This is a genomic window from Pseudomonas sp. UYIF39, assembly GCF_029963765.1.
In the GTDB taxonomy this organism is placed as follows: Bacteria; Pseudomonadota; Gammaproteobacteria; order Pseudomonadales; family Pseudomonadaceae; genus Aquipseudomonas.
Map to the genome: position 1 here is coordinate 1 of NZ_JALBYU010000021.1, position 20,629 is coordinate 20,629.

General features: G+C 61.4%; 18 protein-coding genes. 3 read left to right on the plus strand and 15 right to left on the minus strand.

The genetic code is table 11. The features are described 5' to 3' along the window. Positions 1–122: 122 nt before the first annotated feature. The 9 genes from madM to mdcA all read right to left on the minus strand — a co-directional run bounded on the left by madM (position 123) and on the right by mdcA (position 7,366). Positions 123–887 (minus strand): malonate transporter subunit MadM, encoded by a 765-nt coding sequence (gene madM / locus MO767_RS23355; RefSeq protein ID WP_140674991.1) that lies wholly within the window; start codon positions 885–887, stop codon positions 123–125. Position 888: 1 nt separating this feature from the next. Further along, the gene (gene madL / locus MO767_RS23360; RefSeq protein WP_282482443.1) at positions 889–1,305 is read right to left on the minus strand and encodes a malonate transporter subunit MadL; all 417 of its coding nucleotides are present in this window, start codon (positions 1,303–1,305) and stop codon (positions 889–891) included. A 65-nt stretch (positions 1,306–1,370) separates the two neighbouring features. Further along, on the minus strand, positions 1,371–2,282 hold the full coding sequence (mdcH, locus tag MO767_RS23365) for a malonate decarboxylase subunit epsilon (protein WP_282482444.1): 912 nt from the start codon (positions 2,280–2,282) through the stop codon (positions 1,371–1,373). Beyond that, complete coding sequence (locus MO767_RS23370) at positions 2,279–2,899, minus strand: malonate decarboxylase holo-ACP synthase (protein ID WP_282482445.1); 621 nt, start codon at positions 2,897–2,899, stop codon at positions 2,279–2,281. The genes mdcH and MO767_RS23370 overlap by 4 nt, the downstream gene beginning before the upstream one ends. Then, positions 2,893–3,696 carry a biotin-independent malonate decarboxylase subunit gamma gene (gene mdcE, locus MO767_RS23375; RefSeq protein ID WP_282482446.1) on the minus strand — a complete coding sequence of 268 codons (804 nt, stop codon included), beginning with the start codon at positions 3,694–3,696 and terminating at the stop codon, positions 2,893–2,895. The genes MO767_RS23370 and mdcE overlap by 7 nt, the downstream gene beginning before the upstream one ends. Beyond that, positions 3,693–4,547, minus strand: coding sequence for a biotin-independent malonate decarboxylase subunit beta (locus MO767_RS23380; protein ID WP_282482447.1), 855 nt, complete (start codon positions 4,545–4,547; stop codon positions 3,693–3,695). Before MO767_RS23380 ends, mdcE begins: the two co-directional genes overlap by 4 nt. Beyond that, positions 4,540–4,839, minus strand: coding sequence for a malonate decarboxylase subunit delta (locus tag MO767_RS23385; RefSeq protein ID WP_008026217.1), 300 nt, complete (start codon positions 4,837–4,839; stop codon positions 4,540–4,542). Before MO767_RS23385 ends, MO767_RS23380 begins: the two co-directional genes overlap by 8 nt. Further along, positions 4,839–5,696, minus strand: a complete 858-nt coding sequence (locus MO767_RS23390; protein ID WP_282482448.1) for a triphosphoribosyl-dephospho-CoA synthase — start codon at positions 5,694–5,696, stop codon at positions 4,839–4,841. The genes MO767_RS23385 and MO767_RS23390 overlap by 1 nt, the downstream gene beginning before the upstream one ends. Next, positions 5,696–7,366 (minus strand): malonate decarboxylase subunit alpha, encoded by a 1,671-nt coding sequence (gene mdcA / locus MO767_RS23395; protein WP_282482449.1) that lies wholly within the window; start codon positions 7,364–7,366, stop codon positions 5,696–5,698. Before mdcA ends, MO767_RS23390 begins: the two co-directional genes overlap by 1 nt. Positions 7,367–7,862: 496 nt before the next feature. Here mdcA and MO767_RS23400 point away from each other — a divergent pair, with 496 nt between their 5' ends. Beyond that, on the plus strand, positions 7,863–8,240 hold the full coding sequence (locus tag MO767_RS23400) for a DUF6124 family protein (protein ID WP_282482450.1): 378 nt from the start codon (positions 7,863–7,865) through the stop codon (positions 8,238–8,240). Positions 8,241–8,393: 153 nt separating this feature from the next. On the opposite strand, the gene MO767_RS23405 is transcribed toward MO767_RS23400, so the two are convergent. From MO767_RS23405 to pilG, 6 genes are all read right to left on the minus strand, one after another. Then, on the minus strand, positions 8,394–8,861 hold the full coding sequence (locus tag MO767_RS23405) for a chemotaxis protein CheW (RefSeq protein WP_282482451.1): 468 nt from the start codon (positions 8,859–8,861) through the stop codon (positions 8,394–8,396). After that, on the minus strand, positions 8,854–14,757 hold the full coding sequence (locus MO767_RS23410) for an Hpt domain-containing protein (protein WP_282482452.1): 5,904 nt from the start codon (positions 14,755–14,757) through the stop codon (positions 8,854–8,856). The genes MO767_RS23405 and MO767_RS23410 overlap by 8 nt, the downstream gene beginning before the upstream one ends. A 49-nt stretch (positions 14,758–14,806) precedes the next feature. Beyond that, positions 14,807–16,864: a methyl-accepting chemotaxis protein gene (locus MO767_RS23415; RefSeq protein ID WP_282482453.1), complete on the minus strand. Its 2,058-nt coding sequence runs from the start codon at positions 16,862–16,864 to the stop codon at positions 14,807–14,809. 214 nt (positions 16,865–17,078) lie between these two features. After that, a complete protein-coding gene (locus tag MO767_RS23420; RefSeq protein ID WP_282482454.1) occupies positions 17,079–17,612 on the minus strand; it encodes a chemotaxis protein CheW in 534 nt (177 codons plus the stop codon). 10 nt (positions 17,613–17,622) lie between these two features. Then, positions 17,623–17,988, minus strand: coding sequence for a twitching motility response regulator PilH (gene pilH / locus MO767_RS23425; RefSeq protein WP_007897961.1), 366 nt, complete (start codon positions 17,986–17,988; stop codon positions 17,623–17,625). A gap of 57 nt (positions 17,989–18,045) precedes the next feature. After that, positions 18,046–18,450, minus strand: a complete 405-nt coding sequence (gene pilG, locus MO767_RS23430) for a twitching motility response regulator PilG (protein WP_111448588.1) — start codon at positions 18,448–18,450, stop codon at positions 18,046–18,048. Between the two features lie 234 nt (positions 18,451–18,684). Here pilG and gshB point away from each other — a divergent pair, with 234 nt between their 5' ends. Together gshB and MO767_RS23440 are read left to right on the plus strand one after the other, a co-directional pair. Then, positions 18,685–19,638: a glutathione synthase gene (gshB, locus tag MO767_RS23435; protein WP_282482455.1), complete on the plus strand. Its 954-nt coding sequence runs from the start codon at positions 18,685–18,687 to the stop codon at positions 19,636–19,638. Between the two features lie 77 nt (positions 19,639–19,715). Continuing rightward, complete coding sequence (locus tag MO767_RS23440; protein ID WP_282482456.1) at positions 19,716–20,615, plus strand: energy transducer TonB; 900 nt, start codon at positions 19,716–19,718, stop codon at positions 20,613–20,615. Positions 20,616–20,629 lie beyond the last annotated feature (14 nt).

A 20,629-nucleotide genomic window follows, 5' to 3' on the forward strand; every position in this document is an offset into this window, starting at 1 on the left:
GGCAAGTCTGAAACCGTGTCGCGCCCATCGCGAGCAAGCTCGCTCCCACATTGGAATGCGTTCCCCTGTGGGAGCGAGCTTGCTCGCGATGGCGTCGGTACAATCAACGATAGTCCAGAGCCCTACCCCACAATCCCGCGAACAATGAAGTACAGCAGCGAAGGCCCAAGCAAGCACCCAAGCCCGGTGTGGAACGTCGCCGTCAACGCGCCATAAGGCACCAACCGCCGATCCGTCGCCGCCAACCCGGCCGTCACACCGCTGACAGTGCCAGCCAACCCGCCAAACACCATCGCCGAGCGTGGGTTATCCAGCCCCATCCAGCGTGCGGCCATTGGCGTGCCGACCATCACAAAAATCGCCTTGATCAACCCGGTGGCAATCGACAACGCCACCACATCCGAACTCGCGCCAATCGCCGCCCCGGTCACCGGCCCGACGATGTAGGTCACCGCACCTGCACCGATGGTGGTCATGCTGATCGCATCGCGATAACCGAACGCCCAGGCCATGCTCGCACCGACAATGAATGGCAGGATCGTGCCCAGCAGCAGCGCAATCACACCGATCAAACCGGCCTTTTTCGCTTCGGTGGCTTGCACTTCGAATGCCGTGGCAACGATCGCAAAGTCCCGCAGCATGGCGCCGCCCATCAGACCGATGCCGGAAAACAGCGTCAGGTCCGCCAGGCCTTTTTGCCCGCCAGTCATCGTGCCGCCGACCCAGGCCAGAACAAGCCCGATGACGATGGCAATCGCCGAACCGTGAATCCGTCCGAACGTCAGGCGCTTGGACAGCACCACCGACACCCACATGATCACGCCGACGAACGCGAACGCGGTCACCAGACTGTTATTGGCCAGCCCCTTCTCAATGAGTTCCCACATATCAGCGACCTCCTACTGGAGTGCCGACCGGCGTTACTTGCGCCGGTTCGTCGGGCAACGGTTCGCCTTTGTGAGTCCGGCTGATCAGGGCAATGGTGCAACCGCAGATCACCACCGAACCGATCGCCGCCAGCACCGCCACCGGGCCGCCGTGCAGGGCGGTGACGACGTTCTGTTGCGCGGCCATCGCGACCACGACGGGAATGTACATGGCGCCCCAGAAACCGACGCCCATCTCGCAATCCTTGGTCATGCCGCCGCGTTTTTGCATCCACAACCGCGCACAGATCAACAGGATCATCGCGATCCCGACGCCGCCGACGTTTGATTTCACGCCCAGCAACATGCCGAGCATGTCTCCCAGGATCACCCCTGCCAGCGTACAAATCGCCAACAGCGCCACACCGTAAATAATCATTGTTGTCGTCCTCAAAGTGCATCGTCGAATGTTGTTTTTGTTGTTCGAAGGCCTGAGTCGGTGTTTTAGAGTTGGCGACGTCCCTCCTCAAGTAACAGCGCCTGTAAGGTATCGAGCCGCGCACCGTCGAAGGCAATCACGGTGCCCTGCTCGAACACCCGGCGAGCCAGCCCGGTCAGCACCGCACCGGGCGGCAGTTCGATCTGTAGACGTACGCCGCGCTCGTAGGCGCTTTGTACCGTGCCGCGCCAATCCACCACGCGGCACATGTTGAAGGCCAGGTCATCGCGCAAGGCTTCGATGTTGATGATGGGCCGGGCGCGACTGCCGCTCAGATAGCCCAGCGTCGGTGTTTTCAGCTGCACCTTGGCGAAGGCTTCGGCCAGGGTTTTCGCAGGTGTGTCCAGCAGCGGGCAGTGGGACGGCACGCTGACGGCCAGACGTTTGGCCAAACCTGCACCACGACTTTTCGCCAACTCGGCCACCGCTTTCATCGCGCCATCGCTGCCGGCAATCACCACCTGGTTATCGGCGTTGATGTTGGCCAGGTAAACCGGCGTGTCGACGCTGTGAACCTGCGCCAGCAACCCTTCCACCGTGACCAGGTCCAGACCGATGATCGCGGTCATGCCATAGCCTTGTGGATAAGCCTGTTGCATCAGCTCACCGCGCAGGCTGACCAGATGCAGCGCATCGCTGAAGCTCACGGCGCCGGCGACCACTGCTGCCGGGTAGGCGCCGATGGACAATCCCGCCACGTAATCCGACGTCATTAACAACTGGCGTGAAGCCGCGACGCCAGCGATCAGCAGGCAGAGCTGAACCGCTCTTGTCGATTTCAACGACTCGGCGGAATCCAGAAGCAATGCATCTTCGCCCAGCACTTCACTCGCCTCGATCACCGTCTCGCGAGGCAAACGATGGAGCATGCCCGGCTGCTGCGCGCCCTGACCGGGGAACACCAGCAAACTGCTCACGCTGCTTGCTCCTGTGGATTCCATGGATCAATCACCAGACAGGCTTCACTGGCGTTTTTCAGCAGGACCCATTGCGAGATACCGGCCCATTCGCGCAGGGCGACAGCGCCGTTTGGCGTTTGCAGTTGCATGTCCACCAAGCACACCGCGGCATCGAGAAGCTTCACCAGTTCCTGCGCCTGAACACGATCCAACGGCTGCGGTGTACGCAGGATCAAGTCAAGATCGCTGCCCTCATGCAATGCCTGAAAACCGCTGGCCAATTCAAACCCGGCGCTGCCGCTGACACCCCAAACCCACTCACAGGAATCGAGCATCGGCCGCAGTTGATTGAGGGCGCGCACTGCCGGCAAATCCCGATCAATTGAGACATGGCAAAGCGCTTCCGGCCGGACTTGACGCTGGATTGCATCGACCGACATCACCGTTGCATACCGCTGCTCACGCAAGCGTCCACGCACGCCGACCGCGATTTGACCCGGCGCACTCGTCGCACGCCGAACCACTACCGGCTGACCCGCACTGATCGACTCGATCACCCACGAAGGTGCAGCCGCAGGCAACTGCTCCGGGGTCATCCCCCAGAGCAGGTCGTGGGCCAGAAGCATGTTCACCACTGCTCTCTCAGCAATTGGCGAACCTGGCTCGAGGCCGCACGGTTGCTCGCGCCCAAGCGGCTGCTCAGGTCGTGCCCTTTCGCGGCGACATCGCCAATCGCCTGACTCAGGCATTCAGCCACCCGAGTCAAATCGGCTGCCGTCGGCTGCTCGATCTGATCCACCGACAAGGTTTCCCAAAGCAACCCAAGGCTCGCGTAGCTGTCGATGTCATACGCCATCGGCGGCACGCTGGCGGCCAAGGCTTCGAGTTCTTCGACGCTGCGCAACGTCACCCGCGCCGCCGAAGCCTTGCCCATCGCATGAACCATTACACCCGGATCGCGCAGGGCAATCAGCCGATTGGCCTGATAGCCATGAGCGAGAAACGCCCCGGACATCGCCTTGCCCACCAGCAAACCGATCACGGCATGGCCGGCCAGTCGGGCGCGGGCATAATTGTCTGCCGCGCCGGCCAGTGCCTGATGAATGCCGAGCGCTTCTTCGCGCCGACCGTAGGCCTGACTCGGCACGTCGACGATGGCGATCAAGGCGCGTTTCTGTGGTTTATCCAGATCAGCTGCGATGACTTCATCCACGGCTTTGGCCAGCCCCCAACCTTCCAGCAAACCGACCTCGCCATTACGGGCACGGACGAAACGGTTGCCAGGATCAGCCACCACCGCGATAAAGCGAACGGGCCGGTCACCCAATACACCGTCGGCAACCTTCAACGAAGCGGGCAAACCATCAACCGGTTTCGCGCCCGCACTCAAGGCGTTGAACCAGTTCAAACCTCTCAGGGAATACGAACTCATGAGCGCTCTCCTTGATACAGATCGCGAACCATTGACGGCTCGATTTGCAGCTCGGCGTCCAGACGGGCCAACCGTTGCAGGAACCATTCGGCCTGACGGCTGCGTTGCTGTTCCGGCAACCCTTGCTTAAGCAATTCACTGACCTGCTGCTGAACCTGCGCCACGTCGTCAGCGACAAAACGATCCACCAGCCCACTGGCGAAACGTTGCTCACCACCGGTCAGGCTCCAGATGAAAGGACGATCACGGGAGTCATATTCCTCAAGCCCGGCTTCCTGTTCGATCACTTGCGGACCGTTCAAACCAAGCCGAGCTTCCTGAGTCACCAGCAAATAACTGCACAACCCGGCGGCAATCGACATCCCGCCAAAGCAACCCACACTACCGGCGACCACACCCACAACCGGCTGGTATTGGCGCAGATCGACAATCGCCGCATGGATATCGGCAATCGCCGCCAGCCCAAGGTTGGCCTCCTGCAATCGCACGCCACCGGTTTCCAGCAGCAACACGGCACGGGTCGCTATGCCATTGCGGTTGTCTTCGGCCGCCAACTCCAGCGCACCGGCAATCTTCGCCCCGCCGACCTCTCCGAGGCTGCCTCCCTGAAACGCGCCTTCGATAGCGGCGATGACCACCGGCAAACCGCCGAGGCTGCCCTTGGCGATGACTACGCCGTCATCCGCTTGCGGCACCACACCCTGGCGCGACAGCCACGGCGACATGACGCGTTGAAACGGGTCGAGTAATTCGCGGAAGGTGCCGGCGTCGAGCAAGGCTTTCGCCCGTTGCCGGGCGCCGAGTTCGACGAAGCTACGTCTTTGTAGGGATGGCTGAAGGAGATCAGTCATGGCCGATCTCCTCAAAGCCTTGTTCCAGACGCAAGCGCACCACACCCGGCGTCGCGCCGAAATCGTGGATATCGATCGCCATCGCGGGCGGTGTCTGACCGTCGAACATCCGCGCGAACAGATGCTGCCAGCGTTGCTCCGCACCGTTGACCGAGGTCTGCACCTTGATCGTCAGTTTGCCGGCCTGGCCTGGTTCGATCAGCACTTCCAGATCGCCCGAGCCGACACAACCCACCAGCGTCCGGCCGCGTGGCGGCTGCCCGGCGGGGAATTCAAAAGATAAGGTTTCCATCAGAAAGCTCCGGATTCGATGCGGTCGATGAACAAGCAAGCGGCGAGCAAGTCAGCAGCTCCGCCGGGCGAGGCGTTCAACGCGATCAGTTGTTCATCCAAGTCATGCAAACGACGACGACCGGCGAGGCTGGCACTGCCGCCCGCATCGAGCACGGCTTGCGCGCCGAACTGCATGGTCTGCAGACCTTGTTCGCCTGCGCGGTAGAGCACGCAGGTGTCGGCCAGATTCGTCATGATCGCCAGCAAGGCATCGAGCCGGGCGTTCTGCTCGCCATGACCGGCGGCGCGGCTGCATTTGAGTTGCGGCAGCGCCCGTTGAATCACTGCGGGGAAACCGAGCTGCGCTTCTTCACGGGCACCGCGAGCGCCATAACGCTGGGCGACTTGCGCACCGTGGCTCAGAGGACGCGGCGCGTAACGGTCGTCGAGCAAGGCCAGACGTGCGGCGCGCAAGGTAACGGCGCCTGCGCCAGTGGATTCAGGTTCCAGCGCAGTCGCAGCGACCAACAGACCCAAGGCCCAGATAGCGCCACGATGAGTGTTCACGCCGCCCGTGGTGGCGAGCATCACTGCCTCGCCTTCACGACCGATCAGGCCAATGGCTTCGCGCAGCGGCAGACCGACTTCGCCGAACTCGATGGCGGCCTCCGCCATTTCCTTGAACGCCGGCCACAGGGACAGCGCCGAAGCGTGCATCAGCCCGAGGTGCAAATCGGTGTGAGCGCCATTGCCACGACGGTCGACCAGCGCCGGTTTAGGCGACAGGTCCGCTTCGTCAATCAGCGCGTCCACGGCCAGATCCGCCAGCCGCTCAGCCAGGGACAGGGTTTTCGGTTGCAGGTTAAATGCGTGCATTACCAGCTCCTGAACTTGGCGGGCGGGTTGTAGAGGCCACCGGACCACTCGACCAGATCGGCCACGCTTTTCGCCGCCAGCAGTTCGCGGGTGGCGTCGGTGCGGCGGATGCCGAGGTCTTCGGGCAAGGCGATCAGGCCTTCGCGGCGCATGCGCGCGGTGTCTTTCGGGTTGTGGCGCAGGCCGATGGCGGTCACCCCGGCCACGGCGGCGATCATTGCCTGGCGTTCTTCGAGGGAGCGGGCCTTGTACAAATAGGCGATGCCTTCTTCGGTCAGCAAGTGAGTGACGTCGTCGCCGTAAACCATGATCGGCGCCAGCGGCATGCCGCTTTTTCTCGCCACTTCCACCGCGTCGAGGGTTTCGACGAAGGTCGGTTTACCGCCCTCCTGGAAGGTCTCGACCATTTGCACCACGAGTTTCTTGCCCCGTTCCAGCAGCGCTTCGGGCGCATCGTCATGGCGCATGTCGAGCCAGGCTGGTGTGCCGTGGCGGCGACCGCGCGGGTCATGTCCCATGTTCGGCGCACCACCGAAACCGGCCAGGCGGCCGCGCGTCACGGTGGAGGAATGTCCGTCGCCGTCGACTTGCAGCGTGGCGCCAATGAACAGGTCCACCGCGTATTGCCCGGCCAGTTGGCAGAACATCCGGTTGGACCGCAGAGAGCCGTCGCGTCCGGTGAAGAACACGTCAGGCCGAGCGGCGATGTAGTTTTCCATGCCCAGTTCGGTGCCGAAGCAATGCACGCTTTCGACCCAGCCGCTTTCGATGGCAGGGATCAAGGTTGGGTGCGGATTGAGCGTCCAGTTGCGGCAGATCTTGCCTTTCAGGCCGAGGGATTCGCCGTAGGTGGGCAGGATCAGTTCGATGGCGGCGGTGTTGAAACCGATGCCGTGGTTCAGGGACTGGACGTTGTGTTTTTCGTAGATCCCGCGGATTGCCATCATCGCCATCAACACGTGCACAGGCTTGATGTGGCGCGGATCGCGGGTGAACAGCGGTTCAATGTAGAACGGCTTGTCGGCCACCACCACGAAATCGACCCAGGAGGCCGGGATGTCAACGCGAGGCAAGTCGCTGACATCGTCCACCAGTTGATTGACCTGAACGATGACGATGCCGTCGCTGAAGGCGGCCGGCTCGATCAATGCCGGGGTGTCTTCGGTGCTCGGGCCGGTGTAAATGTTACCGGCGCGGTCGGCCATGAAACCGGCCGAAAGCACGACGTTGGGAATCAGGTCGACCACCAGTCGCGCATAGAGCTCGATGTAGGTGTGGATCGCACCGATTTCCAGCAGGCCGTCTTCCAGCAGCTGGCTGATGCGCAGGCTCTGGGTGCCGGCGAAAGAGAAGTCGAGCTTGCGAGCGATGCCGCGTTCGAACAGGTCCAGGTGCTCGGCGCGTCCGACACTGGGCATGATCATGTGCAGGTCATGCAGCTTCGCGGGATCGGCCTTGGCCAGGGAGCGGGAGAGGAAATCCGCCTGCTTCTGGTTATTGCCCTCCAGCACCACACGGTCGCCGGGCAGGATCAAAGCCTCCAGCGCTGCAACGATTTTGTCGGTGGGTAACACCACACCATCGGCGAGACCCCGTACCAGCTCGAGACGCCGCTGCTTTTCGCTGCGCCGCCGCGTCCATCGCGAGTCGGGGGATATTGTTGTTGTCATGACCACTCCACGGGTTCGCTGTCGTGGGAGCCACCTTAGGAGCGTTGGGTGGGGGGCATCAATCAAGCAGCGAGACGGATCGTTACGCTTAGGGTAATGGTTGACTGGACGGACGCCATTGTCGGAATGCCGCATCACCCCGTTCGGCTGCGCAGCAGTCGTAAAACCATTGCTCTCGGTGTACCTGATACACCTCGGTTGCAGATTTTGGGGCTGCTTCGCAACCCAACGGGGGCAAGCCCCCTCGCCACAGGGTCCGACAGCCTGAGGTTTTGTGTTTAAAAGTTTGTCCGCAGGCACGGTGTGAGGCTACGCAGTCTGGCGTTACTGCCTACAGCAATGCCGGAACCCGCTGACTGGTGCGGTTTTGCGTTGGTCCTTATCGTTTGCGTGTCGCTGCACATCCAGTGACTGGGACTGGAAACCCCAAAAAAAGGGCGCAAAAGCGCCATTCATAACGAATGGGCCAACTCCAATCTGTAAGCGGAAACTCATTATGTCCAAGGTAACGCCCAACTCAGCAGATAACACAGACACCGATTCCCAAGCATCCCTCGAAGCCGAAAAACTCAAGGAAGCCGCCGACCGCGTCTTTTCCTACTACTTCCCACCCCATGAAAAACCGGGCAAGCGCCGCAAACATCCCCTCTTCACCGTCTCCCCCGATATCGACACCGAAGCCCTTCTGACCAATGCCTCCGAAGACCTGCTGTCCATCAGCGCCATTGCTGCCGATCTGGCGGACGATGTGGAAGGCTCACGCCGCTCTGTAGCCTTGGCGCTCAGCCGGATGGCAGATGGCGTGCAGTTGTTGGTGGAGCGAGCGCTGGATCACCATGAGTCGGCGCAGATGAAGGCTCAGGCCGGGGTTTAGCACATAACCCTTGTGGCGAGGGGGCTTGCCCCCGTTGGGTTGCGCAGCAGCCCCAAAACCTGCAGCCGAGGTGTATCAGGTATACCGAGAGCAATGGTTTTACGACTGCTACGCAGCCGAACGGGGGCAAGCCCCCTCGCCACAGGGATCTGGTCAGACCAGACCCGCACTCACTAGCAGTTCTTCCAGCGCCAGCAAGTCAGGGACTTTGGCCACTTGCTCCCCCACCTGCACCGCCGCCTGTTCCAGCGAGCACAACGGCACATCCACATAGCTCAACTGACTATCAAGCTTGTAAGAGCGCGGAATCCCCTGCACCAGCAAGGCGATGAATTTCAAATCGGGCCGCCCACCGAGAGCATTGAGGATGACAATCCGCGCCCGCTCACCGATGACGACTTTTTGCCCACACGCCGACTCGAAACTCAGCAACGGAATCTGCCGGTTCCGCCACGTTACCCGCCCGAGGTACCACGGCGGCGTGTCTAGGTCGAAGGCGCTGGGTTGGTAATCAATAAGCTCCGCAACAGCGACGTTGGGCAGGATCAGGTTGCGGTCAGCCAAGGGCAGCAGCAGGCCGGTGAGGTTGTTGGTGCGCTGGTAAAAATGGTCATCAAGCATGGGTTTTGCTCCACAACGCGATGCTTTCGAGCAGCACCGATTCCTGGTATGGCTTGCCGAGGTAGTCGTTGACGCCGATGGCCATGGCGCGGTCGCGGTGTTTCTGCCCGGTGCGGGAGGTGATCATGATGATCGGCAGGTGCTGCAGACGTTCGTTGGCGCGTACCTGGGTCGCGACTTCAAAACCGTCCATGCGCGGCATTTCGATGTCCAGCAGCATCACGTCGGGCAGGTGATCCTCAAGCAGCAGCATGGCGTCGACGCCGTCCTTGGCGGTCAGCACGTTCATGCCGTGGCGTTCCAGCAGACGGCTGGTGACCTTGCGCACGGTGACCGAATCATCGACCACCAGCACCAGCAGCGGTTTATGCGGCTCGATCTCGGCTTCCTGGGTCACCGTCCGTTGCGGCACACGGGCCTGCATGGCGCGGATCGGCGCCAGCAAATCGAGAATCAGCACCACTCGCCCATCGCCGAGAATCGTGGCCCCGGACAAACCCTGCACCGCCGCAAATTGCGGGCCGAGGCTTTTGACCACGATCTCGCGAGTGCCAGCCATAGAGTCGACTTGCACCGCGATGTGACGCTCGTTGCACTGCACCAGCAACACCGGCAGCGGTAGGCTCTGGCCCAGCAGTTTCGGACGATGACTGGTTTTCAGCAGTTCACCGAGGTAGCACAACTCATAGTGTTGCCCGGCGTATTTGTAGGTCGGCGGATCGAGCCGGTAATGCCCTTCAAGTTCGTTGGGCAGCACGCGAACGATGCCGTCGATGGTGTTCAGCGGGATCGCGTACTGATCATCAAAGCACTGCACCATCAGCGCCCGGTTGACCGACACAGTAAACGGCAGGCGAATCCGGAAGTGCACGCCTTGCCCCGACACAGAGTCGATGCTCATGCTGCCGCCGAGCTGCCGGACCTCTTCATGCACCACGTCCATGCCGACGCCGCGTCCGGAAATCTGGGTGATTTTCTCGGCGGTGGAGAATCCCGGTTGCAGGATGAATTGCAGTACATCGCGGTCGCTGATGTCGCTGTCCGGGGCCAGCAACCCGCGCTTGATCGCCTTGCGCCGCACCGCGTCCAGCGGCACGCCGGCACCGTCGTCGCGGATGTCGAAAATGATGTCCCCGCCCTCTCGCGACAGGTCGAGGGTGATACGACCCTGAGCCGGTTTACCCGCCGCGACACGCACCTCGGCGGATTCCAGGCCATGATCCACGGCGTTGCGCAGCATGTGTTCCAACGGCGCGGCCATGCGTTCGAGAACGTTGCGGTCCATCTCGCCTTCGGCATTGCCGACGATGAATTCCACGTCCTTGCCCAGTTCGCTGGAGACCTGGCGGACGATCCGCTTCAAGCGCGGCAGCATCCGTTCGAACGGCACCATGCGCGTACGCATCAGGCCTTCCTGCAATTCGGTGTTGATGCGGCCCTGCTGTTGCAGCAGGTTTTCCGCGTCCTGATTGCGTCGGTCGAGGGTTTCCTTGAGGTCGAGCAAATCGGAGGCGGATTCGAACAGCGCGCGCGACAGTTGCTGCAACTGCGAGTGGCGGTCCATTTCCAGCGGATCGAATTCTTCGTAGCCCAAGCGCTCGGCTTCGACTTGCTGGCGGCTGAGAATCCGCCCTTGGGTTTCCGTGTCGAGCCGGCGCAACTGGTCGCGCATGCGCTCGATGGTGGTTTCCATCTCGCTCAGGGTCACGCGCGCATCATTGACCTGTTGTTCGATCCGGCCACGGAAGATCGACGTTTCGCCGGCCAGGTTGACCAGATCGTCGAGCAGTTCTGCCGAGACCTTGACCATGTCCGCGCCGGCATCGGGTTGTAGTGCCGGCGTCTCGATTTTCGGCGTTGCGGACACCACCTGCACCGGTGTTTCGGGCACGGCCGGATGACTGAAGTTCTTGATCGCATCGATCAGTTGATCGGCGGGCGGCAATGGCTGACCGGCACGGGTCGCGTCGAGCATCTGCGCCAGTCGGTCGTGGCTGCTTTGCAACAAGCCGAACAACGCGGCGGTGGGTTGCAGCACGCCAGCGGACAGGCCTTCGTAGAGGAATTCCAGCTCATGGGCGAGGTCGCCAATCGGCGCGATTTCCACCATCCGCGCGCCACCCTTGAGGGTGTGCAGGTCACGCAGCAAGGTTTCCACTTCCTGACGATTCGACGGCTCGGCCTGCCAGCGCACCAGCGCCGCGCCGGAGTTTTCGATGATGTCGAAACCTTCTTCGAGGAAGATCTCGAGCAGCTCCGGATCATGCCCCGGTGAATCCTCGGTCCGTGCCGGTTCGACCGTTTCAACAGCGCTGGCGTTGCCCTGGCGAAACTCGCGAATGGCCTCGATCACCTCACCCGGATAGCCCAATGGCCGTTGGTTCTGCAACTGATCAAGCAGCTGCGCGAGCCGGTCATGACTGTGTTGCAGCAAGTGCGCCAAGGCTTCGCTGTAGGCGTAACGGCGGTCCACCAGACCTTCGTAAAGGCTTTCCAGTTCATGGGCCAGCTCACCGACCGGCTCGACCTCGGCCATCCGCGCACCACCCTTGAGGGTGTGCAAATCTCGCTGTAATGACAACAACGGCGCGGCGTTGTCCGGGTCGCTCAGCCAGCGCTGCAAAGCCTGGCCGGCGCTTTCGAGGATATCCACCGCCTCTTCGAGGAAGATCGAAACGATCTCGTCGTCCAGCTCAACCTGGGTCGCGGTCTGTTCCAGTTCGGCCGTTGCACTGCCCAGTTCCCGGATGCTCAACGAGCGGCTGCCATCGCTGCGAATCAGCCCCATCGCCGACGGATCCAGGCTCTCATCGAGCAACCCGCGCAAGGCCCGGATGCGCTCCGGTTGCGGGCTGACTTCCTGGCCGGCGGCCAGTTCGTCGAGCATGTTGATCAGCGCTTCATGGGCACTTTGCGCCTCATGGAAAAACGCCTCGCTGACTGCCAGGCTGCTTTCTTCCACCGCACCGTAGAGGTCGAGCAAGGCTTCGCAGAGTTCATCCACCGGATGCAGATCAGCCAGATGGGCGCCTTCACCGAGGGTCGTCAATTCGTCCAGCAATGCGCTGAGTTCCTGACGCTCGCCGGGATGTTGCTGCCAGCGTTGCAACAGGCTTTCGGCGTCCAGCAGGATGTCCATGCCTTTGGCGAGGAAGTTGTTGATCAGTTGCGGATCACGCTTGATGCGCAACCCAGTATTCGGGGCACTCAGGAGCGTTTCCAGGCGCTCGGCCAGCAACGCCTGGGTTCGCTCGATCAATGAGCGGGCGCCGGGAATCTGCGCCAGTGGATCACGCTTGAGCTGTCGCAACCCGAGACGGAACAAGCCTTCGGCTTCGAGTAACAGTTCGACTTCGTCCAGGTCGAGGGCGATCAGGTGCGCCTTGTACTCCCGGGTCAGATGATCCAGCGGCCTTGCCAGCTCGGCGATCGGCAATACGCCAGCCATGGAGGCGCTGCCCTTGAGGGTGTGCAGCGCCCGCTGCAACTCGTCGCTGGCCTGCAGTGGCACGTGCTCGGCGGCTTTATCGAGGAAACGGTTGAGGCTGCCCAAATGGGTTTCGGCCTCGTTGCGGAAGATCTCAAGCAGCAGCGGATCGAGGGCTTCGACGTCCTGTGCGTCCTCGTCGGGTATCGGCTCATTGCCCTTGGCCAAGGCGTGGGCGCGTGCGGCCAATTGGTCGACATCGTTGCGCTGGCGCTGAGCATTGTTGGCAAACTCGGCCACCAGTTCCGGTAGCAGATTCAGCGCATCGCCCAGCAGTTGTTGCACCGCCGGCCCCGGAGGAACGCTGTGTTCCAGTACGCGGTTGAGCAAGTTTTCCACGGCCCAGGCCAATTCGCCCAACACCAAAGCGCGGACCATCCGGCCACTGCCCTTGAGTGTATGGAAGGCCCGGCGCAGTTCGCTCAGAGCCGACTTGCTCTCGGGATCGGCCAACCAGCGCGGCAGGTACCCCCGGAGGATTTCCAGGACTTCACCGGTTTCTTCGAGGAACACTTCCCGCAGTTCGTCGTCCACCGGTTCTTCACCGGTGGGCGGCGGCAACAGGCTTCCGGGGGTGGTCAGGGCGGGGGGATTGACGGAGGACACAGGGCTGGCCAAGACATCGGCCAGTGACTGGACGGTCTCAGGGTCGTCCAGTTCCTGCAGATCCTGCATGACCTGCGCTTCACTCGGGCTGAGCACATCTTCAAGCACCGGCACCTGCTGCTCGCTGGGGAAAAAGCCGAGTGCGGCCAGGCTCTTTTCCGCGACATCGAGCAACTTTTCGCCCGGCGCTTCGGGGTCGTCGCTGAGGCGCTCCAGGTAATACTCGATGCTGGTGACGACGTCGGCCAGACTGTCCAGTTCCTGCCAGCCGGGGTGATCCGGATCCAGCAGCAGGTGTTCGCGGATGAAGTGGTTGCACGTTTCGATCAGGCTCGCCGCACGACTCAACGGAATCATCGCCAGTGCGCCGCGCACCTGGGTCAGCAAGGCCGGCAGTGGCTGCAAGTGCTGGCGGTCCCAGTCGGCGTCGATGTAGTCGACGATCATGTCCTTGGCCTGTTGCAGGCAGATGCGCGCTTCCTTGATCACGATCTGATGGATCTGCGTCAGGTCGGTGGTCGGCAGGCGGCTTTCTTCCTGGCTTTCCGGCTCGACGGTGCCGACCATGCCGGCCAACGTCGCTTCGACGTAGAGCAAGGCACCGGCGACGTCCATCAGGATGGCGTCGTTGGGCTCACGCTGGCCCTGGGCCAGGCTCAGCACCACCGCCAGTTGATCGATGATGACCTTGCGTGGCTGGCCGAAACCGAGCACCGCCAGGGTGTCGGCGATTTGCCGCAGGGGCGCCAGCAGGCTTTCGAGGTCCGAGGTGTGTTGGCGGTCGCTGCGCACGAACAGGTCCAGGCGTTCCTTGACCCGCACCAGCTCTTCACACAGCGCGGCCAACACCGAGCGCATGGCATCGCGGTCGGGACCGGCCAGCCGTGCTCGTTCTTCGTCGACCATCGCGCTGTCTGGTAGCGCGTCGTCCAGTCCGTAGCGATCTTTCATGGTCAGCATCTGCCCGGTGGGATGTTCGGCCTTGGCAATGTAGAACAGCAAACTCTTAAGCAACTCTAGCGGCGCCGGCTGATTGATGCCCGGCATGCCCTGTTCGAGCAGGCGCTTCAGTTCTTTGTCGGCCTCCTTGAACAGACTGCGCAACGCCGGACTGTTAGCAATCGAGCCGCCACGCATGCCTTCGACCAGCGCCGAGGCGACTTGCCACAACGGGCTCAGGGGCGCATTGCCGCACAGCCCTTCGAGGCGCGCAAAAACCTTGGTCAGGTAACCAAGATTGGTTTCGCCGTCCTGTTCACGCAGCAATCCGACCAGGGCCATCTGCAACATTTGCCGCCACTTGCGCAGCATGTTCGGTAAATCCGCCGGCTCCAGCAGCGCCAGCGACTCTTCGTCCAGGGGTGGCAGGTCCGGCAGTTGCGGGCTGAACAGGCTGGTTTCCGACAACAGGCTTTCGCCACGAGCGCTGCGCAGATCGTTGATCAGTGGCAGCACCACCAGCGGCAGGTCGCGGCGCGCACCTTGCACCCGGTCGAGGTAAATCGGCAGTTGCCCAAGGGCTTGCAGCAACAGGTGGAGCGTCTCATCGCGATGACTGACGCGGTTCTGTTGCAAGGCGATGGTCAGATGTTCCATCTCTTCGGCGAGCAGCGCCGCGCCGTAGAACTCGACCATCTGCAAACTGCCGTGAACCTGATGGACGCATGCCAGGCATTCACTGAGGGCGTGCGTCGCCTGCGGGTCATCAAGCAACGTTTCAATCGCCTGGTGAGCCACTTTCAGCGTTTCGGCAATCTCGCCTTTGACCCACTCGAGGGCCACATAGTCGTGCCGATCACCCATAACCACTCCAAATCACTGCTCTACTCAAAAAAAGCATTCGCTCGGCGCATCACACTTTATCCGCAGCCTGCGCCTTGGCGGCCGGCAAGGTGAAACCGGATACCGAACGCCGCAGCTGGCTGGCCATTTTCGCCAAGTTGCCAATGCTCTCGGCGGTGGCGGTGGAGCCGGATGAGGTCTGCGTAGTGATCTGCTGGATCACGTTCATCGTCAGGGAAATCTGACCGGCCGAAGACGTCTGTTGCTGCGCCGCGTTGGAAATACTCTGGATCAACGCGGCGAGGGTCTTCGACACGCCTTCGATTTCTTCCAGGGCCACTCCGGCATCCTGCGCCAGACGTGCGCCACGCACCACTTCGGTGGTGGTCTGCTCCATGGAAATCACCGCTTCATTAGTGTCGGTCTGAATCGCCCGCACCAGGGTTTCGATCTGCCGGGTGGCGGCGGACGAGCGCTCGGCCAGCCGCTGGACTTCATCGGCGACCACCGCAAAACCGCGCCCGGCATCACCGGCCATGGAGGCCTGGATCGCCGCGTTGAGCGCAAGGATGTTGGTCTGGTCGGCAATGTCATCGATCAGGCTGACAATATCGCCGATTTCCTGAGAAGACTCGCCGAGGCGCTTGATGCGTTTGGCGGTGTCTTGAATCTGCTCGCGAATATTGTCCATGCCGTGGATGGTGTTGTGCACCACCTCGTTGCCCTTGTTGGCGATTTCCACCGAGCGTTCGGCCACCGCCGATGATTCGGCGGCGTTGGCCGAGACCTGGTCGATAGACTGGGCCATGTCGTTGATCGCGGTGGACGCTTCGGCAATCTGCTGCGCCTGATGCTCCGAAGCCTGCGCCAGGTGCATGGCGGTGGCCTGGGTTTCCTGCACGGCAGCAGCGACCTGGCCAGCGGTGAGGTTGATGGTCGCCACCAGATCGCGCAATTGGTCCACGGAGTAGTTGATCGAGTCGGCGATGGTCCCGGTGAAGTCTTCGGTCACCGAGGCGGTCACGGTCAGGTCGCCGTCCGCCAGGTCTTCGATCTCGTCGAGCAGGCGCATGATCGCGTTCTGGTTACGCTCGTTCTTCTCGGCCGTTTCGCGCAGCTGACGATTGGTTTCACGGACCATCACCAGACCAATGAGGATGATCGACATCAACGCCAAAAGGCCCAGCACGTAGCCGCCGATGGTGTCGGTATTGCGCCCGCCGGCCAGGTTTTCGAAACCGCCGGCCAGGTGCGAGGCTTCCTCGAGCAGGGTCTGCGACAGGGTGAAGATATTGGTGGCCGATTCACGGACCTTGAACAGTTCCGGCGAGGTTTCGAGGATTTCATCCACCGAACCCGAGACGAATTCGAACAGCTCGGAAATCTCGATCAACCTCGCGCGAGCATCGCGGTCTTCAACCTGGCTGACTTTCAGTGACGGATTGCCCTGAAGCATGCCGTTGAGCACCTGGCCGAATCGCGCCGCATCGCGACCGAAGGCATCGGCGGCCTGCTGCGAATTTTCATCTCCGGACAGCACGGTATTCACCGCACCGAGAATCCGCTCAGCCAATAGCGACTGGCGCTGGGCCATGGCCACCTGCGCGGCCGGGGCACCGCGCTGGAGGAGCGTTTCGACGACTTTTTCGTACTCGACCTGCAACTGCGGCACGGTTTCGGCCAGGGTCGCAGCGACTTGATGCAGCGACAGCACAGTCTGCTCGCTGGAGAGGATCGCGTCGGTGTTTTTCAGCAAGCGTTCCCAGTCCAGTTGCACGGCGCGCATTTCCGGGCGCACGGTGGACGGCGCCGGCGGCAGGCCGGTGGCTGGGTCGCCTTTCTTCAGATAGCCCCAGCGTTGGGCAAAGTCATTGCGCGCTTCGCTCAGCAGCTTGAACGCCGCCGCCTTGCCGGCAGCCGCTTCGGTGGCGTTCTTGGCAATGCGCTGGGACAACACGCGCAGCTCACCGGCGTGGCCGATGTACTGTTTGTCGTACGTGGCCTGGGTGTTGAGGTACGCGAAGTTGGCGAACAGCAGCATGATGAAGACGATCAGCGCAATGAACAGCGCGATGATCTGTGACCGGCTGCGCGACCCTTCTGGCTTGCCTGTTTTTGCTTTTATCATCGGTCCTCGCCTGTCCTGCCCAATTCACTGTCGCCCCCATCGCCCGGCGCTACACAATCCCTTGTAGCAGCTGGCGAAGCCTGCGTCCGACTGCGAAGCGGTCGTAAACTCTGGCGCTACGGTGCATCTGAAAAAACACGCCGCCTGATTTTGCGAGGGCTTCGCCCTCGAACGCAGCCTTCGGCAGCTGCTACATAAGGCAATGCGTTCGCGTTTACAGCGCGACGTTCATGAAACCTTGTGACTGCACCAATGCAAACGGGCTGAACACCTGCCAGGTCTGCTCACGCTGAAACCGGCCTTTGATGAACGGTGCAATCGCGCCGTTCAAGGTATCTACCGGCTCAAGACTGTCCTGGGCAAAGTGCTGGAGACCGAAGACTTCATCGACCATCAACCCGGCAAACACGTCGTTATGCTCGACGACCAAGACCCGGCGTTGCTTGCGCACGGCTGACAACTCATGCCCGAAGAAGCCGCACAAGTCGATGATCGGCAACAGACGCCCGCGCAGGTTGGCCACGCCCTTGACCCAGGGCCTGACCCCCGGCAACTGGGTGAACCGCGGCTCGTGCAACACTTCGCTGACTTCGCCCATGGGCGCGACGTACCAGTGCTCGCCCAGTCGGAAGCCGATGCCGCTCCAACCGTGTTGTCGGGTCGGCTGGGACGGCAAGTCCGCCGCCAGCAGACGACAACGCTGGTCGATCTGCAGCAGCAGTTCGAAAGCCGTCAGCGACTCGGTCATGGCTGGACGATCAACCGGCCAGCACGTTGTTCAGGGTCTTGATCAGGGTGTCTTCGTCGACCGGTTTGGTCAGGTAGTCCTTGGCGCCCTGGCGCGTGCCCCAGACTTTGTCGGTTTCCTGATCCTTGGTGGTGATGATGATCACCGGGATGTGCCCGGTTTCCGGGTCTTTGGTCAGCTGACGGGTCGCCTGGAAACCGTTGAGGCCGGGCATGACGATGTCCATCAGCACCGCGTCAGGTTTTTCCTGACGGGCCAGGGCCACGCCGTCGGCGCCGTTTTCGGCTTTCAACACTTCATGACCGTGCTTTTCCAGCATGCCGGTCAGTTTGTACATTTCGGTCGGCGAATCATCGACGATCAGAATACGTGCCATGGTCTTCCCCATTCTTGTCGACACCGGGCCCGCTGGCCGAGCGTCACTGTGCGTGTCCTACTGCGGCAAAACAGCGGCGAAGCCCGGTACATGGGCCTGGATCGCGTTCAGCAGTTCTTCCTTGCTGAAAGGCTTGGTCAAAAACTGGTCGGAGCCGACGATGCGCCCCTTGGCCTTGTCGAACAGCCCGTCCTTGGACGACAGCATAATCACTGGCGTGGACTTGAACGCACTATTGTTCTTGATTAAAGCGCAGGTCTGATAACCATCCAGACGCGGCATCATGATGTCGACAAAGATGATGCCGGGGTGATTGTCGGCAATCTTGGCCAGGGCATCGAAACCATCGACGGCCGTAATGACTTCACAGCCCACGTTCTTCAATAGCGTTTCGGCGGTGCGGCGAATCGTTTTCGAATCGTCGATCACCATGACCTTCAAGGCGCTGGAATGCTGTTCCATAAATGCTCTGCCGTCGCCTTTGCGAATCAAATTGTCCATTTCCGATAACCGGAGGCTCGAAACCCTTGATGTTTAAGGGCCAGAACGATATGGCAGCCTTTTTAGCACAGTCTCCAAAACCAATCTATCGGCCAACCCTGGCAGTGGTTTTTCCTTGACCGGGAACACACTCAGCGCCACTCTGACGCCACTTTTGCAGGTCACTGCGACCCACCCAATTTCGAGGAAAAACCCATGAGCGTTCGCGTCGGGATTGTCATGGACCCTATCGCCAGCATCTCCTATAAAAAGGATAGCTCGCTGGCCATGCTGCTGGCCGCACAGAAGCGCGGCTGGGAACTGTTCTATATGGAACAGGCCGACTTGTACCAGGCCGAAGGCGAAGCGCGGGCGCGGATGCGTCCGTTGAAAGTCTTCGCCAACCCGGAAAAATGGTTCGAACTCGAAGCCGAGACCGACGCGCTGCTGAGCGATCTGGACGTGATCCTGATGCGCAAGGATCCGCCGTTCGACATGGAATTCGTCTACTCCACTTACCTGCTGGAGCAAGCCGAACGCGCTGGCGTGCTGGTGGTCAACAAGCCGCAAAGCCTGCGTGACTGCAATGAAAAGCTGTTCGCCACGCTGTTCCCGCAGTGCACGCCGCCGACCATCGTCAGCCGTCGCCCGGACGTACTGCGTGAATTCGCCGATCACCACGGCGATGTGATCCTCAAGCCGCTGGATGGCATGGGCGGTTCTTCGATCTTCCGTCACACCGCTGGCCACCCGAACCTGTCGGTGATCCTCGAAACCCTGACCCTGCATGGCAAACAGCAGATCATGATCCAGGGTTACCTCCCGGCGATCGTCGATGGCGACAAGCGCATTTTGATGATCGACGGCGAACCGGTGGATTACTGCCTGGCGCGGATTCCCGCCGCCGGTGAAACCCGTGGCAACCTCGCTGCCGGCGGCCGTGGCGAAGCCCGACCGCTGACCGAAAAAGATCGCTGGATCGCCGCACAAGTCGGCCCGACCCTGCGTGAGAAAGGCCTGCTGTTCGTCGGTCTCGACGTGATCGGCGAGCACCTGACGGAAATCAACGTCACCAGCCCGACCTGCATTCGCGAGATTGATAACGCGTTCGGCACCGACATCGGCGGCCTGTTGATGGATGCCATCGATCAGAAGCTCAAGGCCCGTTGATATAGAACAGCCGAGATCGAACCAACATTGCGTTATCATGCGCGGCTTGTGAAAAACGCGATGTTGGTTTTCTTGTCATGACGCTCCCGTCCGATCTGCCCGCTGAACTCGCCCATCGTGGCGTGCGCCCGGCTGATCGCCTCGGTTTTACCCTGTTTCTTGCGGCGCTGATTCACCTGGCCGTGCTGTTGGGCGTCGGCTTTACGATGGTCAAACCCCAGCAAATCAGCAAAACCCTGGAAATCACCCTCGCCACCTTCAAAAGCGAAAAGAAGCCTGAGAAAGCCGATTTCCTCGCTCAAGAGAATCAGCAAGGCAGCGGCACCCTGGATAAAAAGGCAATTCCCAAGACCACCGAGGTCGCGCCTTTCCAGGACAACAAGGTGCAGAAAGTCACGCCACCGCCAGCGGCCAAGCCTGAAGTGCAGGAAGCCGCACCGAAGGCAGCCGTGACGACCGTCGCGCCGAAGCCGAAAAAAGCCCCGGCCAAAACCGAAGAACCCAAGCCCGTCACCAAACCCGCAGTCGCCGCGCCGACGTTCGACAGTGAACAGCTGTCCACCGACATTGCCAGCCTGGAAGCGGAACTGGCCAACGAACAACAGTTGTATGCCAAGCGCCCGCGTATCCATCGCCTGAGCGCCGCGTCGACCATGCGCGACAAGGGCGCCTGGTATAAGGACGAGTGGCGCAAGAAGGTCGAGCGCATCGGTAACCTGAATTACCCCGACGAAGCGCGACGCAAGCAGATCTACGGCAATTTGCGCCTGATGGTTTCGATCAACCGCGACGGCTCGCTCTTTGAAGTGCTGGTACTGGAGTCGTCCGGGCAACCGCTGCTGGATCAGGCCGCCCAGCGCATCGTGCGGCTGGCGGCGCCGTTTTCACCGTTTACCGGGGACTTGTCGGATATCGATCGACTGGAAATCATCCGCACGTGGAAGTTTGCGCGCGGGGACCGGTTGTTTAGTAATTAACGAACGGCATGCTC

Excerpts from the sequence above, each read along its gene's own strand:
- madM (WP_140674991.1), bottom strand. The coding sequence starts at position 887 with ATGTGGGAACTCATTGAGAAGGGGCTGGCCAATAACAGTCTGGTGACC.
- madL (WP_282482443.1), bottom strand. The coding sequence starts at position 1,305 with ATGATTATTTACGGTGTGGCGCTGTTGGCGATTTGTACGCTGGCAGGG.
- mdcE (WP_282482446.1), bottom strand. The coding sequence starts at position 3,696 with ATGAGTTCGTATTCCCTGAGAGGTTTGAACTGGTTCAACGCCTTGAGT.
- MO767_RS23380 (WP_282482447.1), bottom strand. The coding sequence starts at position 4,547 with ATGACTGATCTCCTTCAGCCATCCCTACAAAGACGTAGCTTCGTCGAA.
- MO767_RS23385 (WP_008026217.1), bottom strand. The coding sequence starts at position 4,839 with ATGGAAACCTTATCTTTTGAATTCCCCGCCGGGCAGCCGCCACGCGGC.
- MO767_RS23390 (WP_282482448.1), bottom strand. The coding sequence starts at position 5,696 with ATGCACGCATTTAACCTGCAACCGAAAACCCTGTCCCTGGCTGAGCGG.
- mdcA (WP_282482449.1), bottom strand. The coding sequence starts at position 7,366 with ATGACAACAACAATATCCCCCGACTCGCGATGGACGCGGCGGCGCAGC.
- MO767_RS23400 (WP_282482450.1), top strand. The coding sequence starts at position 7,863 with ATGTCCAAGGTAACGCCCAACTCAGCAGATAACACAGACACCGATTCC.
- MO767_RS23405 (WP_282482451.1), bottom strand. The coding sequence starts at position 8,861 with ATGCTTGATGACCATTTTTACCAGCGCACCAACAACCTCACCGGCCTG.
- MO767_RS23410 (WP_282482452.1), bottom strand. The coding sequence starts at position 14,757 with ATGGGTGATCGGCACGACTATGTGGCCCTCGAGTGGGTCAAAGGCGAG.
- MO767_RS23415 (WP_282482453.1), bottom strand. The coding sequence starts at position 16,864 with ATGATAAAAGCAAAAACAGGCAAGCCAGAAGGGTCGCGCAGCCGGTCA.
- MO767_RS23420 (WP_282482454.1), bottom strand. The coding sequence starts at position 17,612 with ATGACCGAGTCGCTGACGGCTTTCGAACTGCTGCTGCAGATCGACCAG.
- pilH (WP_007897961.1), bottom strand. The coding sequence starts at position 17,988 with ATGGCACGTATTCTGATCGTCGATGATTCGCCGACCGAAATGTACAAA.
- pilG (WP_111448588.1), bottom strand. The coding sequence starts at position 18,450 with ATGGAACAGCATTCCAGCGCCTTGAAGGTCATGGTGATCGACGATTCG.
- gshB (WP_282482455.1), top strand. The coding sequence starts at position 18,685 with ATGAGCGTTCGCGTCGGGATTGTCATGGACCCTATCGCCAGCATCTCC.
- MO767_RS23440 (WP_282482456.1), top strand. The coding sequence starts at position 19,716 with ATGACGCTCCCGTCCGATCTGCCCGCTGAACTCGCCCATCGTGGCGTG.